This window comes from Thermodesulfatator autotrophicus (assembly GCF_001642325.1).
GTDB lineage: Bacteria > Desulfobacterota > Thermodesulfobacteria > Thermodesulfobacteriales > Thermodesulfatatoraceae > Thermodesulfatator > Thermodesulfatator autotrophicus.
On the sequence record NZ_LSFI01000026.1, the window covers coordinates 1 to 15,017 of the forward strand.

A 15,017-nucleotide genomic window follows, 5' to 3' on the forward strand; every position below is an offset into this window, starting at 1 on the left:
AGGCTGATCAAGGAGGTCAAGCGTAGGGCCAAGGTAATAGAGGTTTTTTGTGAGCTTGGGGCGCTTTACAAGGTGGTCTATTTGGTACTCAGAAGCCTGGAGGAGAGATACCGTTCACGGAAGCTAAGAGGCTTTGAGGAGCTTGCGGAGGAAGGCCTCTTATCCTGCGGACACAGTTGACGAAACACTATGGAAGAGACTTGAAGATCTAAAATCCTTCTCCTTCTTTTTCGCATAGGGCCCCTCCTTTTAATTATTGGTTCAAGTGTTTACTTGATAATTTTCTTGACTTATTCGGTTGTCAAAGAAGATGAATATCTTTTGAGAGGAAGATTAAGACAAATGACTGACAGGGGCATGTCATGCCAGATTTTGGCATTCTAAATTCTGATAATCGTGACACACAAAAGATTTAGGACACTATCCGTAGTGCTTGGCTTAGTTCTTTCCTAACCTCTTCTCGTAGCCATTCTGGGGAGACGATCTTAAAATATGGTAGCCAGCGGTAGAGCCAATGTTTAAAACCTTCTATGCCGCGCACTTTGAAACGCACTTCAAGCCAAGCGTTATCTAAATCTCGGTATTCCTGATCCTTGATCCACTTTTTGCGAAGGAAATATTGTCTAACCTCTGGAGCAAAATGTATTACCACTTCTTCTATTTCGTCGCCTATATAAGGACCAAAAGTTTCCTGTACTTCTTTCACTGAAGAGACATTTCTATTGGGCAGAAAATATTGCTCGGTAAGCTTCCATGAACGGATCTTATCCAAAGCAAAGGTGCGCAAGTCGTTTTTCTTACGGCACCAGGCCTGCACGTACCAAAAGTCTCCAGTAAAAAAACGAAATATGGTTCTATTGGCCGGAGCTCTTTCCTTTTGCCAGGTTCTTTTTCATACTCTATTTCAACAATTTGATGTTCTTTGATAGCGATAGAAATATCACGCAGAAGATTCAGGATGTAAGGACTCACAGAATGGGTTTGGATGGCCAAAATACCTTCAAAGTTTACAGACAGCCTGTTTTGAGAAATAGTCTTTTTTTCAATCTGATTTAAAACTTTAGCCGCCTCTTCCCCTAAACTTGGCGTAAGGAGCTCTTTGGCCAGGGCAAAAATAAGGACTTCTTCTATTTCAAGAAAAACCCTTCGAAGACTGAAGTTTTCTGGAAAAGAATAGCTACTTTTCTCTTGATCGAAGAAGATAGGAAAGCCGGCATTTTGTAAGGAACGCAGATAGCGATATATGGTTCTTTCGGAAACTCCCAGTTCTTCAGCAAGATGGGAGACACGTACCTTTTGTCTTTGATCAAGAAGATTTAAGATATAAAGCAGACGATCAAATTTGTTACCCATCGTTTAATTTTTTTAAGTTTTTGGAAACTAAATTCTTTTGAGAACTTTGCAAAATTTCGTAAATCAAAAAATCTTTCTACCTGTATGATACAAATATTAACCAAAAATAAAAATTTCTGTAGCCATCACCAAAACTTATCTTATATTATATCTCGCCTCTTTTTACTTTTATTGCTGTTTCTTTCATATATTTTCTTATTCTGGGCATAATTCGCCTGCCTTCCCCCTAAAAAGCCCATTTCTTCTTAAAATGCCACGAAAGATTAAGCAAATTGTAGGTAAAACATGTCAAAAACAAATGAATCTCGTTGGCAAAAAGTCCTACGTATCTAGCTCTGGCTCGACTAAGATGTAAACTGAATATCCAAACACCATTTATACTTTGTTCCTGAGCCGCGAAAATATTTTGTTGCGCTTTTTCTGGTTTTTTCGAAAGAGCTCTCCCCTTCTGTCTTTTGTAGAAAATTCCACAAAATTTATTCTCCCTGGGCACCTCCGACGAAGCTCCTGGTGTCATAGGCCTTATCCGCAAAAATGGCCTTCTCATCGCCTTCAAGCACCTCCTCCATTACCTGTGAATCATGTACATTGGCCGCAGTACACACAAACTCCGTTACAAAATTATTTTTTGGGCTCAACAGAAATATGATCCTTATAGGCCATAAATGGTCTTTTTGCCTGAAGCATCGTTGTCGCCTTTACCGGGTTTTCTAGCAGCTTTGACCAGGCGAGCATCTACGATTTTGCCAGTTTTAAGCTCAAAACCTTTCTGGGCCAGCTGACGTTTAAGCTCATCAAAGCAAGCCCTATAGAGGTTCATGGATTTGAGGTCTTTTCTAAAGCGAGAAATAGGCTTTACGGCCAACCTTGGCGGGGTGAAGTTGGCCAAAGATTTTTTCAAAAGGAGCCCAGTCGATAAGTTTATTAATGCGAGAGAGAAAATCTTCAGGTAGATTTTGGTAGACAAGATGTTCGCCAATGGTTAGTTGAGGAGAGTTATTATGGAACATTACCAGACTCCTTTAGTTTTTGATTAAGTTTATCATGGGAATTATGGTTTTTCATGGAATTTTGCAAAGGTCTCTTCAAAATATTGAAAGAAAATGGCTTAGTTCATGAAGTCTTAAGTAAAAATAAACGCGTCTGGATAATAACCAATAATACCTGGAAACAGAAAAAGAATGGAAAAGGATCCTGGTGGTAACAGAAAGTAATAAAATGAAGGACATATTAAATCGTGAAGTTCGCTGTGCGCTACAGGAATTTAGGAAAAGTCTTTTTTTGAGGTTTATTTCTGGCGAATTTAAGTTTTAAATTAACTTTATGAAAGTGGTCATTATAGGCGCAGGTAGTTGGGGCACTGCCCTTGGTAAGCTTTTGGCTGAAAAGGGTAAAGATGTTTATCTTCTGGCCAGACGTAAAGAGGTCTGTGAAAGCATCAATAAACGTCATGAAAACCCATTTTATCTTCCCAGAATTAAACTACCTAACAACCTTAAAGCTACTGTTGAACCAAATGTTTTAAGAAAATCAGAGCTGATAGTACTAGCTGTACCTTCTCATGCCTTGCGTAAAACTTTAAAAAGCTTACGGGATTATCTTCCAGAAAAACCTGTTCCCCTGGTATCCACCATAAAAGGCATTGAAGAAGAAACTCTTGCCACCATGAGCCAGGTAATAAAAGATGTTCTATTTCCCGAGTGGCATTCTTTTTATACAGTCCTTTCTGGGCCTAGCTTTGCTGAAGAAGTGGCCAGAAGACTTCCCACAGCGGTAACCATCGCTGGGTATGAAGAAGAAATCACCTCTTTCGTCCAAAAAACCTTTGCCAGCCAATATTTTCGCACTTACCGAAGCCTGGATGTTATGGGAGTAGAGCTAGCCGGAGCCCTTAAAAACGTTATTGCCATTGCGGTAGGAATTTCTGACGGCCTGGAACTAGGCCTGAACGCTCGGGCAGCTCTAATTACTCGGGGGCTGGCTGAAATTTCCCGTTTAGGAGTTAAGCTTGGCGCTAACCCTCTTACCTTTTCAGGGCTTGCCGGTATGGGAGACCTGGTTTTAACCTGCACCGGCTCCCTTTCCCGTAACCGTACCGTGGGCTTACGACTGGGCCGAGGAGAAAAGCTAAAAGATATTTTAGCCGGCCTCACACAAGTGGCAGAAGGTGTTCGCACCACCGCTTCTGTCCGAAAACTTGCCCAGAAAGTTAACGTGGAAACTCCCATTTGCGAAGCAGTGTACCAAGTCCTTTATAAAAAGGAAAATCCCTATGATATGGTTTCTACCCTGCTATCCAGGAAATTAAAGCAGGAATTTGATTTTTAATTATCAAAGAACTTAGAATTATTATTGACAAAACTTTGTTCTAAAGTATAACTCTACTAAAAAGATATATTAAGGAGGATGGAATGAAAATTAAAGGAACCAAGACAGAGAAAAATCTATTAAAGGCCTTTGCCGGAGAATCTCAAGCGCGCAATCGTTACACTTACTTTGCCTCAGTAGCCAAAAAAGAAGGTTTTGTTCAAATTGCTCACATTTTTGAGGAAACAGCCAACCACGAAAAGGAGCATGCCAAGAGGCTTTTTAAGCTTTTAGAAGGTGGTGAACTTGAAATATGTGCCTCTTTTCCTGCCGGCAAAATTGGCACCACTTTAGAAAACTTAAAGCACGCTGCCGCCGGAGAAAATTACGAATGGAAGGAGATGTACCCAGAGTTTGCTGAAATTGCTCGCCAGGAAGGCTTTCCTGAAATAGCGGGTATTTTTGAACGTATTGCCGTGGCCGAAAAATATCACGAACGTCGCTATGAAGCCTTTGCCCGCTTAATAGAAGAAGGTCGCGTTTTTAAACGCGAACTGGAAGTAAAATGGCGCTGCCGAAACTGCGGTTATATTCATGAAGGACTTGAAGCCCCTGAAGAATGCCCGGCCTGTGCCCACGCTCGGGCTTACTTTGAACTTTATGTAGAACCTTGGTAGAAATAAGGGGGCTTAAGCCCCCTTCATTTTATTCCCACTCAATAGTAGCTGGTGGTTTTGAAGAAATATCATAAACCACTCTATTAACCCCTCGCACTTCGTTGATAATGCGGTTAGAAAGACGAGCTAAAAGGTCATAAGGCAGCCGTGTCCAGTCAGCGGTCATGGCGTCAACGCTATCCACACATCTTATAGCAATAACATGCTCATAAGTGCGGTAATCCCCCATAACCCCTACCGTGCGTATAGGCAAAAGCACGGCAAAGCTTTGCCAAACCTTACGATACCACCCGCTTTTTTTAATCTCTTCAAGTACAATGGCGTCTGCCTCTCGAAGTATTTCCAGGCGTTCTTTAGTAACTTCCCCCAGAATACGAATGGCAAGCCCTGGCCCTGGAAAGGGTTGACGATAAATAATGTCTTCTGGAAGGCCGAGTTCGCGGGCGATTTCTCGCACTTCATCTTTAAAGAGCTCCCGAAGCGGCTCTATAAGCTTTAATTTCATGCGCTCAGGAAGAGCTCCAACATTATGGTGAGTTTTAATGGTAGCCGAAGGACCCTTGAAAGAAACACTTTCTATTACATCCGGATATAAAGTTCCCTGAGCCAGATATGTTACTTGGCCTACTTTTTTGGCTTCTTCTTCAAAAATTTCAATAAAGGTATGACCAATGATTTGCCTCTTCTTTTCCGGGTCAGTAACGCCTTTTAAGCGTTCAAGAAAGCGTTCTGAGGCATCAACATAGTGAAGGTTAAGACCAAGAGAGCCCATGAGGTTTAAAACACTTTCTACCTCACCTTTGCGCAAAAGACCGTTATTAACAAATATACAGATAAGCCTGTCACCTATAGCCCGGTGAACTAAAACAGCCGTAACTGTAGAATCAATACCCCCAGATAAAGCACAGATAACCTTTTCATCAGGGCCAACTTTTTGACGAACCTCTTCCACTACCTTTTCAATAAAGGATTTCATAGTCCAGGTGGGCTTACAACCGCAGATCCTTAAAACAAAGTTAGCCAGGACTTCCTGGCCGATTTCAGTATGAGCTACCTCTGGATGAAATTGAACCCCGTACAGACTTTTTTCGGAATTTTTAATGGCGGCGTAGGGAGAATTTTCACTTTCAGCAATGGCCCCAAAGCCTTGCGGAAGCTTTTCTACCCGGTCTCCATGGCTCATCCACACCCGATAAGTTCTATCCAGGGCCAAACCATAAAAAAGGTCGCTATTGTCAATGATTTTTAACTCTGCCGGACCAAATTCTCTTTTATTACTGGCCTCAACCCTTCCCCCTAAAAGATGAGTCATAAGTTGCATGCCATAACAAATACCAAGCACTGGCACTCCCAGAGAAAATACCTCTTTAGGTACAGTGGGAGCGTCTTCATCATAAACACTTGCCGGTCCTCCTGAAAGGATTATCCCCTTGGGAGAAAAAGCTTTGATTTCTTCAAGAGAAGCCGTGCAGGGCTTTATTTCACTATAGACATGAAGCTCCCTTACCCGGCGGGCAATAAGCTGAGTGGTTTGCGAGCCAAAATCCAATACTAAAATGCGGTCTCCATGTTCCATTAATCTTGCCTCCTTCTTTCTCTAGAACGACGTAAGAAAATCACCGCCCCTACTAAACAAATAATCAAAACACCTATAATAAACATTTCTATTAAAAACATTTTAAGTCTCTCAATAGGAACCTGCCCGGCATGAGAAATTTCAAAAGAAAGTATTAAAAGACGCCTTACTGAAGCAATAATGGCCACCATTATAAAAGGTTCCACACAGGCCAGATGATGCTCCTCACCAAAAATAATCTGAACGGTGTGTAAAATTTCAAGAAACATAAGAGCTAAGAGAAAGCGATCCATTACTTTAAGAAGGCCATGAGTGAAATCGTGAGAATCAACTATAAGATTATATAGGGCCTTTGCTCCGTCATAAATAACCACCGCTGAAGCCATCAAAATCAAAACAGCTACTAAAATATAAAGAAACCTTTCCACTCTTAAAAATTGTTCTTGGAAAAAAATATCAAGCCATGGTCTTCTGGGTTTCTTCATTCCCCTCCCCCTATCTCTTTTTATGGGTAGATTATCCTAGAAAAATTTATTAGAAAAGAGCAAAAGGAGGTAAATATGCCACAGCTAAATTTAGACTGTGAAGGCCCCCTTACTTTAAATGATAACGCTTTTGAACTATGTGAGACCTTTATTCCTAATGGGAACAAGTTTTTTGCTCTTATTTCAAAATATGACGACTTCTTGGCTGATGTAGAAAAGCGCCCCGGATATAAAGCTGGTGACACCCTTAAACTAATTTTGCCCTTTTTAAAAGCCCATGATGTGACCAATAAAATTATGCGCGAATTTTCTAAAAAGACCCTTAAAGTCCTTCCTGAGGCTATCTCGTTTCTACGTTTTGCCCAAAAAACCTGGCCTACATTTATAATAAGCACAAGCTACCGGCCTTATCTTGAAGCTCTTTGTGAAATTTCCTCTTTCCCCATGGAAAATGTCTTTTGCACTGAAGTGGATATGGAAAAAATAAAATTGCTTCCAGAGGAAAAAAAACTCTTACAAAAGATCGCCCAGGAAATAGCTACATTACCCATGATTGAAATCCCTGATGATGCCAAAAGCTTAAGCGACCTCCCAGCTGAAAGCCAAAAAGTTGTTCTAAAACTTGAAGAAATTTTCTGGGAAATTATCCCTGAAACTAACGCTGGCTATTTCCTAAACAAAGTAAACCCAATTGGAGGGTCAGAAAAAGCTAAGGCTGTAAAAAGCAGCCTTTCTTTTACTGGATTGTCTCTAGAAGAAACTCTCTACATTGGCGACAGCATAACCGACGTCCAGGCCTTTGAACTAGTAAAGGAAGGAGGGGGAGGCACCGTTTCTTTCAATGGTAACCGTTACGCTCTGCGTGCCGCTGAATTTTATGCCCTGGCACCACAGGCAGCTTTTCATGCCTGTTTGGGAGTAATTTTTGCCAAAGGGGGGCGAGAAGCCCTACTGAAAGAAGCTACCCAAAAAGAATTCAAACCCTGTAAAACTCTCCCTGAAACACTTAATAACTGGTCCAACATAGCTGAGTTTGGCCAAACAAGCCAAGAAAATTTTGAGGAACTAGTTTCCAGAAGTGAAACTTTTCGTAAAAATGTAAGAGGAGAAGCTATAGGAGCCCTGGGATGATCCCTATACAAGACATAGTCCCTAGAAAAACCTTTCCAGTGGTTACGGTTAGTCTTATCATACTGAATACTCTGATATTCATTCTCATGGTTAATTTGCCCGTCTCTGTTCGAGAAGCTCTGGTGATTAACTTCGGGGTGGTACCCGCCCGCATAACTCAGTTTGGTTTTGGGGAAGCCGGAAAAGCTTTTCAAAATGTAATCTCTCTTTTTACCGCCATGTTTTTGCATGGGGGCTGGATTCATCTTTTAGGAAACATGTGGACGCTCTGGATATTTGGCGACAATGTAGAAGACCGCATGGGGCACAAACGCTTTCTCATTTTTTATTTGTTATGTGGAGTAGCTGCAACCTTGATCCACGTATGGCTTCATCCTGATTCTACTATTCCCATGATTGGTGCCTCAGGAGCTATTTCAGGAGTACTCGGCGCTTATTATGGGCTTTTTCCCTTGGCAAGAGTTATTGTAATGGTGCCCATCTTCTTTTTTCCTTTTTTCTTTGAAATACCAGCAGTACTTTATATCGGCTGGTGGTATTTGTTGCAGCTCTTTTCAGGGACGCTTTCTATACTTCACGGGAAAATTGTAGGAGGGGTAGCCTGGTGGGCTCATATAGGGGGGTTTCTAGTAGGTCTCTTTTTACATCGTCTATTTTGTGTAGGGAAAAAATGTTTTCGGGATGAAGTCCGCCCCTGGGGTGTTTCTTATAATTTGGGAGAAAAATTTAATCGTTAGGAGAAGTTTATGTCTGGTGTATCTGGCTTTGATATCTTTTGGCTCATTTTCATTATTATGATGATGCAGCCTATTTTACGGCAGAAATTTCTTGAGGCTGCCCGCCAAAGGATGATTAGAAAGTTAGAACAAAAACGTAAATCACGGGTAATTCTTCTGGTGCATCGTCAGGAAACTATGAGTCTTCTGGGATTTCCCATTATGCGTTTTATAGATATCAACGACTCCGAACAGGTCATACGCGCCATCCATATGACAGACCCTGATGTCCCTATTGACATAATACTTCATACCCCGGGCGGCCTGGTGCTGGCCTCTTTGCAAATTGCCAAGGCCTTAAAGCGACATAAGGCTAAAACTACGGCCTTTGTGCCCCATTACGCCATGAGTGGTGGCACCTTGATAGCCCTTGCTGCCGACGAAATCGTCATGGGTGAACACGCTGTCCTTGGGCCAGTTGACCCCCAGGTTGGCCAGTTTCCAGCAGCTTCTCTGGTAAAAGTTCGCCAGACCAAACCTCTTGACAAAATAGATGACGAAACCCTAATTCTTGCCGACGTAGCGGAAAAGGCCTTAAATCAAATGGAATATAACCTGGAAGAACTTCTAAATGGCCGTTTCTCTGAAGATAAAGTAAAGGAACTTGCCAAACTCCTTTCTCAAGGGCGCTGGACCCACGATTATCCCATAACTTATGACGAAGCCAAGGCTCTGGGGCTACCTGTGAGCAACCAAATGCCTGAAGAGATTTACGAACTCATGAGCCTCTTTCCACAACCTATGCGCCAGCAACCTTCGGTAGAGTTTACCCCTTCACCCCGTCGCACTCCACCTCGTGGTAACGGACAAAGTTTAGCTTAGGAGGGTAGTATGGCTGAAAAAACCAAACTTAAAAAGTTAAAATGAAAAAAATTGTATTTTCTAGACACGCAAAACGAAGAGCAAAACTTTATAATATTCCTTTAACTGATATTGAAAACATAATTAAAAACGAAAATTTTTCAGTAATAACTAATTATCCGCTAAAAAGGAGAAAAAGAAATGAAAATTTATTATGATAGAGAAGCAGATGCTATTTATATAAAGTTAAGTGATAAAATGAAACCAGATGGAACCATAGAAATTGAAGAAGGTGTAAATATTGACACAACGAAAGAAGGGAAAATAGTAGGAATAGATGCCTCAAAAAAAATTAATTTAAAAACTATATTAAGTTATACTCTTATTATCAATAATGACGACTTAGACCAAGTATGTTCTCAACATAGAGAAAAATCGGCTATTAACACTGAAGTTGCGGGAGGGTAGTATGGCTGAGAAAACCGAGCTTAAAGAGTTAAAAGAAAAACTGGCTTATAATTCCCCCCACGTGTGGGACAAGCTTGAAGACGACGAAAAAAAAGCCATAGAAACTATTTCGGCAGACTACAAAGATTTTTTGAACGCCGCCAAAACCGAAAGGGAGTGTGCTGCTGAAATCGTAAAACTTCTTGAAAAAAGGGGCTTTAGCCCGGCGAGCAGCACCAGGTGGTACCATGTCTTTCGTGATAAAGTGGTAGTGGCCGTGGTAGCAGGGCGAAAACCTGTTACCGAAGGAGTACGCCTTATTGCCAGCCACATTGATTGCCCGAGGCTTGATCTTAAGCTCCACCCTCTTCTGGAAGAATTTGAAATGGCCTTCCTTAAGACCCACTACTACGGTGGCATAAAAAAATACCACTGGGTAGCTATGCCACTTGCCCTTCACGGTGTAGTAATTAAGGCTGATGGTGAAAAAGTTCAAATTAAAATAGGTGAAGACCCAAATGACCCGGTTTTTACCATCTGTGACCTTCTACCTCACCTGGCTCGCAAAGCCCAGGGAGACAAAAAGCTCTCTGAGGCTATACCGGGAGAAAAGCTAAATGTCCTCTTTGGAGGCCTTCCCCTTCCTGACTCTGACGAAAAAGAACGGGTTAAACTGGGGGTGCTAAAGCTTTTAAACGAGCGCTACGGCCTGGTGGAAGAAGACTTTATAAGCGCTGAGCTTGAAGTAGTGCCAGCAGGAGAAGCACGAGACGTGGGGCTTGACCGAGCTTTTATTGGAGCTTACGGCCACGATGACCGAAGCTCTGCCTTTGCTTCCCTGGCGGCTATTCTGAATCTTGAAGCCCCGCTTTACACTTCGGTAGCTCTTTTTCTTGATAAAGAAGAGATTGGCTCAGACGGAAACACCGGGGCCAAAAGCCGACTTCTGGAAAAAATTTATTACGACCTTTTGAAGCTTCAGGGGCTATCTCCTGGAGCAGATATAGTGCTTGAAACCCTTTTTAAGACCAAGGCTATCTCGGCAGATGTAACAGCAGGTATTGACCCCTTCTATATAGAAGTTCACGAAAAACAAAACGACGCCAAGATTGGCCACGGTGTGGTGGTGACCAAATACACCGGCCACGGCGGCAAATACGCCGCCAATGATGCCCACGCTGAATATGTAGGCTGGTTTAGACGAGTGCTTAATAAGGCACGGGTGGTGTGGCAGGCAGCCTCTTTTGGCAAGGTGGACGAAGGCGGCGGCGGCACAGTGGCCAAATATCTTGCCTATCACGGAATGGACATTATAGACTGCGGGCCTCCCCTTCTTTCCATGCATTCTCCCTTTGAAATAATTCACAAGGGCGATTTGTATATGACATTTCGTGCCTACAAAGCCTTTTACGAGGCAGGTGAAGATGAAAGTTAATCCTGGAGACCTGATACTTTTCTGCACGGAAGAAGGGCGCACTTATTTAATAGAAGCCACAGCCAAAAAATTTCAGACCCATCGCGACAGCTTTAACCTGGAAGAATTAATTGGAAAGCCTTACGGCTCAACTATTTTAGGAGCCAAGGGCACCAAGGCTTACGCCTTAAAGCCTACGGTTTATGACTACTTAATGAAGCTAAAAAGGGTAACCCAGATAATTTATCCCAAAGATATCGGTTACATACTACTGCGCCTTGACGCCGGACCGGGCAAGACCATACTTGAGTGTGGCACTGGCTCAGGAAGCCTCCTTATTGCCTTTGCCCACGCGGTAGGAAAGGATGGCCGGGTGATAAGTTATGAGAAAGAAAAACGCTTCCAGGAAGTAGCCTTAGAAAACCTAACCCGCTTTGGCTTGGCCGAAAGGGTAATATTCAAAGGAGAGGCCCAGGGAAGCTTTGACGAAAAAGAAGAAGTTGACGCGGTATTTCTTGACCTTAAAACTCCCTGGGACTTACTTAAAGCCGCCTGGCAGGCCTTAAAACCAGGCTGTCCTTTAGGAGTGCTTTTGCCCACTGCCAACCAAGTTAGTGAAACTTTAAAAGCATTGGAAGAACTCCCTTTTGTAAACACCGAAGTACTAGAAATTATGCTGAGATTTTATAAAACTAATCCTGAAAGGCTGAGGCCTGAGGACAGAATGGTAGCCCATACCGCTTATCTTCTATTCAGCCGTAAAATAAAGGAGGCTTAAATGAATGGCTTTGAAATAACCCAGGAAGGTATAAAAATAGCTGACACTGAAAAGGCCCGGGCCTCTCTTGATCACCTGGTTTATGAGGCTGTCTTTACCGAAGACCAGGAGCTTAAAAACAGGCGTCTTACTCTGGTAAAAGAAGTAGCCAAGGCGCTTGGGGCCATCCCTGCCTCTATTTTTGGCCTTTATAAGGAAATGGCCAGGGAATTTTTAGGCTTTACCGTGCCAGCTATAAACATACGCGGGCTTACTTATGACTTCGCCCGCACGGTTTTTAGGGTAGCTATCTCGCGTAATGTGGGAGCAGTGATTTTTGAAATCGCCCGTTCAGAAATGGGCTATACCAAACAGCGTCCCTTAGAATATGCAAGTGTAGTAACGGCTGCGGCTGCCCGAGAAGGTTATAAAGGCCCTGTCTTCATTCAGGGAGACCACTTTCAATTCAACCGTAAGGCCTTTTTGGCTGCACCTGAAAAGGAAAAACAAAATATCATAAAGCTTATTAACGAGGCTCTGGAGGCAGAGTTTTATCAGATAGACATTGACGCCTCTACGCTGGTGATTTTAGAAAAAGACTCTCTTCGGGAACAACAGCACTACAATTCCTTACTTACCGCTGAGATGACAGATTATATTCGCGAACACGAGCCAGAAGGCGTTACTGTAACCATAGGCGGAGAAATAGGAGAAATAGGCGGCGAAAATAGCACCCCTGAAGAATTAAGGGCGTTTATGGAAGAATATCTGGCCCACTTAAAGAGAAAACCCGGTATTTCAAAAATCAGCGTGCAAACTGGTACGGCCCACGGAGGCGTAGTGTTACCTGATGGCTCAGTGGCCAAAGTAGCAGTAGACTTTGACACTCTTAAAACACTTTCAGAGATAGCCCGTAAGGAATTTGGCCTGGCAGGAGCAGTTCAACACGGAGCCTCTACTCTTCCCGATGAAATGTTTCATCTCTTTCCTGAAGTCGGGTGCTGTGAAATACACCTAGCTACAGGTTTTCAAAACCTGATCTATGACCACCCGGCGTTACCAGAAGATTTCCGTCAAAAAATTTATAGCTTCTTAAAAGAAAACTTTAAAAATGAATGGAAAGAAGGCATGACCGAGGCCCAATTTATCTATAAAGTGCGCAAAAAAGGCTTCGGCCCTTTTAAAAAAGAGTGGTGGGACTTAGCACCCGAAATAAAAGAAGAAATAATGGCTTCTTTGGCTGAAAAATTTAACTTTTTATTTGAAAAACTAAAGGTAGTAGATACTGAAAAGATAGTAAATGAAAAAGTTCAACCCAAACTTATAAAAAAATTATTATAACTTTGTTATATTCGTTGAGACCCTTACAAAATTCTGAGTTAAAGTTGAGATCGCTACGGCGATTGTATCGCCTCGCGGCAAAGATTACTTCGCCACTTCTTGGCTAGCAATGACTAGGATGGTGATTTGCAATGACATATTTTTGTAACTGCGAACGAAGCAAAGCAGTCTCTGACATTGTAGAGTTGAGATTGCTTCGGCTCAAACCAGGCCTCGCAAGTGACAAAATGGGCCAGTCACTGCGAGAGATCCTTCGCTTCGCCCAGGACAAGCGAAGCAGTCTAAGATAGAATTTTACTTAATGATAACACTACAACGTTTTCTATTTCATTTGGACAAGAAAATAATCTAAGTAATAGATAAAAAATCACTTCAGGATATTTTATAAAAGATCCTGAAAGGAAATAAATTTAACCTAAAAAAAGGGCCGGTTTTACCCGGCCCCTTTTTTTATTCCTGAGTCATTCCTTTTTCGAGATCCTGTCCGGGCAGGCTGTACATTACCGTAGAACCAGTGGAGAAGTACTCAAGCTTACCTTCCTGCACTAACTGGTTAGCTGCTTTTTTAATAAGCATGGGCTTGGCATCAGGTATAGCCCTCTGCATATCTTTTAGATAAATCTTAGACTTACTTTTGGCTTTCTTTTCCATAAATTCAAGAATCTTTTGTTTGACCTCTTCTATATCCATAAAAACAACCTCCTTAAATTATTTAATATCCACGTGGCTGGTAAACCTAAAGTGCATAGAAGTTCTGTAAGTATCATAAGCCAGACGATAATCATCCATAGTCTTAGAAGAGAATGGAATTTCACAGAGCTCAAAGAAACGTTCCCAGCCAATACGTTCTGCCCATTCACCTACACGTTCATATTTACGAGCATGCTTGGCGTAGGTTTCAAGAATCTTGCGTACCCATTTAACAGTGGTTTCCCAACGAGGAGGCTCATTAGGAATATAAGGGATAACCAGTTTAGAGAACTTAGGAGCAGAAACACGGTTAGAAATTTTACCACCCACCAAAATAGCTACACCATCACCTTCTCCGTCAGCAATGGGCATAGCCGGACACATGGTATAACAGTTACCGCAGAACATACAACGGCTTTCCTGGACACGGACAGTCTTTTTCTTTTTGCCGTCAATTTCTACCGTGGCGGGTTTAATAGCACCAGTAGGACAAGAAGCCAAGACCAGCGGAATTTCACAAACATATTCTAAACGGTCATCTTCAATTAGAGGCGGCTTACGGTGAATACCAAGAATAGCTATATCTGAACAGTGAACCGCACCACACATGTTCAAGCAACAGGCCAGAGCAATACGCACCTGAGCCGGAAGCGTCATACTTTCAAAATAATCTATCAAATCATCCATAACTGCCTTCACGATACCAGAAGCATCAATAGCCGGAGTGTGACAATGGACCCAGCCCTGGGTATGAACAATGTTTGTTACACCAGCACCAGTACCACCAATAGGGAACTTATAAGAACCTCCTGGATGTTTGCGACTCTTAAGGTCTTCTTTGAGGGCACGTAAAGTTTCCTCATCAGTTACATGAAATTCAATATTGTTACGGGTAGTCCAGCGGACATAACCATCACAATACTTATCTGCAATCTCACAGACTTCACGGATGTAATCAGTGGTCGCCAAGCGCGGTGTACCTACTCTTACCACATAGACTACATCACCAGTTTCGCTGGTATACTTTAATACACCCGGCTCAATAATCTCGTGAGACTTCCACTTACCATAATTCTTTTTGATAACCGGGGGAAAAAACTGAGCATAATATGGAGGTCCGATATCAGTGATACGGTTTTCCATGGGTTTTTGGGGATTATAAAGCTTCTCACCTAACTCCGGATCATAAGGTTTAGAGAAAATTTCATCTAATTCAGCTTTTTGAATCTTTTCATAAATCTCAGACATATTTACCTCCTTCT

At 42.3% G+C, this 15,017-nt stretch carries 15 protein-coding genes and 2 pseudogenes; 10 read left to right on the forward strand and 7 right to left on the reverse strand.

All coding sequences use genetic code 11. The features are described from left to right. A pseudogene (locus TH606_RS11870) lies at positions 1 to 180 on the forward strand (IS256 family transposase); the annotation flags it as partial. A gap of 232 nt (positions 181 to 412) precedes the next feature. Here the strand turns inward: TH606_RS11870 and TH606_RS06145 are convergent. From TH606_RS06145 to TH606_RS12150, 3 genes and pseudogenes are all read right to left on the reverse strand, one after another. After that, positions 413 to 817: a helix-turn-helix transcriptional regulator gene (locus TH606_RS06145; RefSeq protein ID WP_197460518.1), complete on the reverse strand. Its 405-nt coding sequence runs from the start codon at positions 815 to 817 to the stop codon at positions 413 to 415. Next, complete coding sequence (locus tag TH606_RS06150) at positions 703 to 1,353, reverse strand: helix-turn-helix transcriptional regulator (RefSeq protein ID WP_068542049.1); 651 nt, start codon at positions 1,351 to 1,353, stop codon at positions 703 to 705. Before TH606_RS06150 ends, TH606_RS06145 begins: the two co-directional genes overlap by 115 nt. A gap of 226 nt (positions 1,354 to 1,579) precedes the next feature. Beyond that, a pseudogene (locus TH606_RS12150) lies at positions 1,580 to 2,363 on the reverse strand (transposase). A 313-nt stretch (positions 2,364 to 2,676) separates the two neighbouring features. Between TH606_RS12150 and TH606_RS06160 the strand changes: the two are divergent. Then, positions 2,677 to 3,681, forward strand: a complete 1,005-nt coding sequence (locus TH606_RS06160; protein ID WP_068542051.1) for an NAD(P)H-dependent glycerol-3-phosphate dehydrogenase — start codon at positions 2,677 to 2,679, stop codon at positions 3,679 to 3,681. Between the two features lie 83 nt (positions 3,682 to 3,764). Further along, positions 3,765 to 4,337: a rubrerythrin gene (gene rbr / locus TH606_RS06165; protein ID WP_068542052.1), complete on the forward strand. Its 573-nt coding sequence runs from the start codon at positions 3,765 to 3,767 to the stop codon at positions 4,335 to 4,337. A gap of 28 nt (positions 4,338 to 4,365) precedes the next feature. Here the strand turns inward: rbr and guaA are convergent, their stop codons facing one another. Together guaA and TH606_RS06175 are read right to left on the reverse strand one after the other, a co-directional pair. Continuing rightward, entirely contained in the window at positions 4,366 to 5,913 is a 1,548-nt protein-coding gene (gene guaA, locus TH606_RS06170; protein ID WP_068542053.1) for a glutamine-hydrolyzing GMP synthase, read from the reverse strand. Beyond that, a complete protein-coding gene (locus tag TH606_RS06175) occupies positions 5,913 to 6,398 on the reverse strand; it encodes a phosphate-starvation-inducible PsiE family protein (RefSeq protein WP_068542054.1) in 486 nt (161 codons plus the stop codon). Before TH606_RS06175 ends, guaA begins: the two co-directional genes overlap by 1 nt. Positions 6,399 to 6,473: 75 nt before the next feature. Here TH606_RS06175 and TH606_RS06180 point away from each other — a divergent pair, with 75 nt between their 5' ends. The 7 genes from TH606_RS06180 (at position 6,474) to TH606_RS06210 (ending at position 13,065) form a co-directional block, all read left to right on the forward strand. Continuing rightward, complete coding sequence (locus TH606_RS06180; protein WP_068542055.1) at positions 6,474 to 7,529, forward strand: hypothetical protein; 1,056 nt, start codon at positions 6,474 to 6,476, stop codon at positions 7,527 to 7,529. Next, the gene (locus TH606_RS06185; protein WP_068542056.1) at positions 7,526 to 8,266 is read left to right on the forward strand and encodes a rhomboid family intramembrane serine protease; all 741 of its coding nucleotides are present in this window, start codon (positions 7,526 to 7,528) and stop codon (positions 8,264 to 8,266) included. Before TH606_RS06180 ends, TH606_RS06185 begins: the two co-directional genes overlap by 4 nt. Positions 8,267 to 8,275: 9 nt before the next feature. Beyond that, complete coding sequence (locus TH606_RS06190) at positions 8,276 to 9,127, forward strand: SDH family Clp fold serine proteinase (protein ID WP_068542057.1); 852 nt, start codon at positions 8,276 to 8,278, stop codon at positions 9,125 to 9,127. Positions 9,128 to 9,307: 180 nt separating this feature from the next. Further along, positions 9,308 to 9,574, forward strand: coding sequence for a DUF2283 domain-containing protein (locus TH606_RS06195; protein WP_068542059.1), 267 nt, complete (start codon positions 9,308 to 9,310; stop codon positions 9,572 to 9,574). A 1-nt stretch (position 9,575) separates the two neighbouring features. Beyond that, the gene (locus TH606_RS06200) at positions 9,576 to 10,988 is read left to right on the forward strand and encodes an aminopeptidase (protein ID WP_068542061.1); all 1,413 of its coding nucleotides are present in this window, start codon (positions 9,576 to 9,578) and stop codon (positions 10,986 to 10,988) included. After that, positions 10,978 to 11,745 (forward strand): tRNA (adenine-N1)-methyltransferase, encoded by a 768-nt coding sequence (locus TH606_RS06205; RefSeq protein WP_068542063.1) that lies wholly within the window; start codon positions 10,978 to 10,980, stop codon positions 11,743 to 11,745. Before TH606_RS06200 ends, TH606_RS06205 begins: the two co-directional genes overlap by 11 nt. Further along, positions 11,746 to 13,065, forward strand: coding sequence for a class II fructose-bisphosphate aldolase (locus TH606_RS06210; RefSeq protein ID WP_068542065.1), 1,320 nt, complete (start codon positions 11,746 to 11,748; stop codon positions 13,063 to 13,065). It abuts the gene before it with no gap. A gap of 450 nt (positions 13,066 to 13,515) precedes the next feature. Here the strand turns inward: TH606_RS06210 and TH606_RS06215 are convergent, their stop codons facing one another. Both TH606_RS06215 and dsrB read right to left on the reverse strand, forming a co-directional pair. Continuing rightward, on the reverse strand, positions 13,516 to 13,755 hold the full coding sequence (locus TH606_RS06215; RefSeq protein ID WP_013907031.1) for a dissimilatory sulfite reductase D family protein: 240 nt from the start codon (positions 13,753 to 13,755) through the stop codon (positions 13,516 to 13,518). Between the two features lie 18 nt (positions 13,756 to 13,773). Next, positions 13,774 to 14,898, reverse strand: coding sequence for a dissimilatory-type sulfite reductase subunit beta (gene dsrB / locus TH606_RS06220; RefSeq protein WP_068542100.1), 1,125 nt, complete (start codon positions 14,896 to 14,898; stop codon positions 13,774 to 13,776). Positions 14,899 to 15,017 lie beyond the last annotated feature (119 nt).

Excerpts from the sequence above, each read along its gene's own strand:
- TH606_RS06175 (WP_068542054.1), bottom strand. The coding sequence starts at position 6,398 with ATGAAGAAACCCAGAAGACCATGGCTTGATATTTTTTTCCAAGAACAA.
- TH606_RS06190 (WP_068542057.1), top strand. The coding sequence starts at position 8,276 with ATGTCTGGTGTATCTGGCTTTGATATCTTTTGGCTCATTTTCATTATT.
- TH606_RS06195 (WP_068542059.1), top strand. The coding sequence starts at position 9,308 with ATGAAAATTTATTATGATAGAGAAGCAGATGCTATTTATATAAAGTTA.
- TH606_RS06215 (WP_013907031.1), bottom strand. The coding sequence starts at position 13,755 with ATGGATATAGAAGAGGTCAAACAAAAGATTCTTGAATTTATGGAAAAG.
- rbr (WP_068542052.1), top strand. The coding sequence starts at position 3,765 with ATGAAAATTAAAGGAACCAAGACAGAGAAAAATCTATTAAAGGCCTTT.
- TH606_RS06185 (WP_068542056.1), top strand. The coding sequence starts at position 7,526 with ATGATCCCTATACAAGACATAGTCCCTAGAAAAACCTTTCCAGTGGTT.
- TH606_RS06180 (WP_068542055.1), top strand. The coding sequence starts at position 6,474 with ATGCCACAGCTAAATTTAGACTGTGAAGGCCCCCTTACTTTAAATGAT.
- TH606_RS06205 (WP_068542063.1), top strand. The coding sequence starts at position 10,978 with ATGAAAGTTAATCCTGGAGACCTGATACTTTTCTGCACGGAAGAAGGG.
- dsrB (WP_068542100.1), bottom strand. The coding sequence starts at position 14,898 with ATGGAAAACCGTATCACTGATATCGGACCTCCATATTATGCTCAGTTT.
- guaA (WP_068542053.1), bottom strand. The coding sequence starts at position 5,913 with ATGGAACATGGAGACCGCATTTTAGTATTGGATTTTGGCTCGCAAACC.
- TH606_RS06200 (WP_068542061.1), top strand. The coding sequence starts at position 9,576 with ATGGCTGAGAAAACCGAGCTTAAAGAGTTAAAAGAAAAACTGGCTTAT.
- TH606_RS06160 (WP_068542051.1), top strand. The coding sequence starts at position 2,677 with ATGAAAGTGGTCATTATAGGCGCAGGTAGTTGGGGCACTGCCCTTGGT.
- TH606_RS06210 (WP_068542065.1), top strand. The coding sequence starts at position 11,746 with ATGAATGGCTTTGAAATAACCCAGGAAGGTATAAAAATAGCTGACACT.
- TH606_RS06150 (WP_068542049.1), bottom strand. The coding sequence starts at position 1,353 with ATGGGTAACAAATTTGATCGTCTGCTTTATATCTTAAATCTTCTTGAT.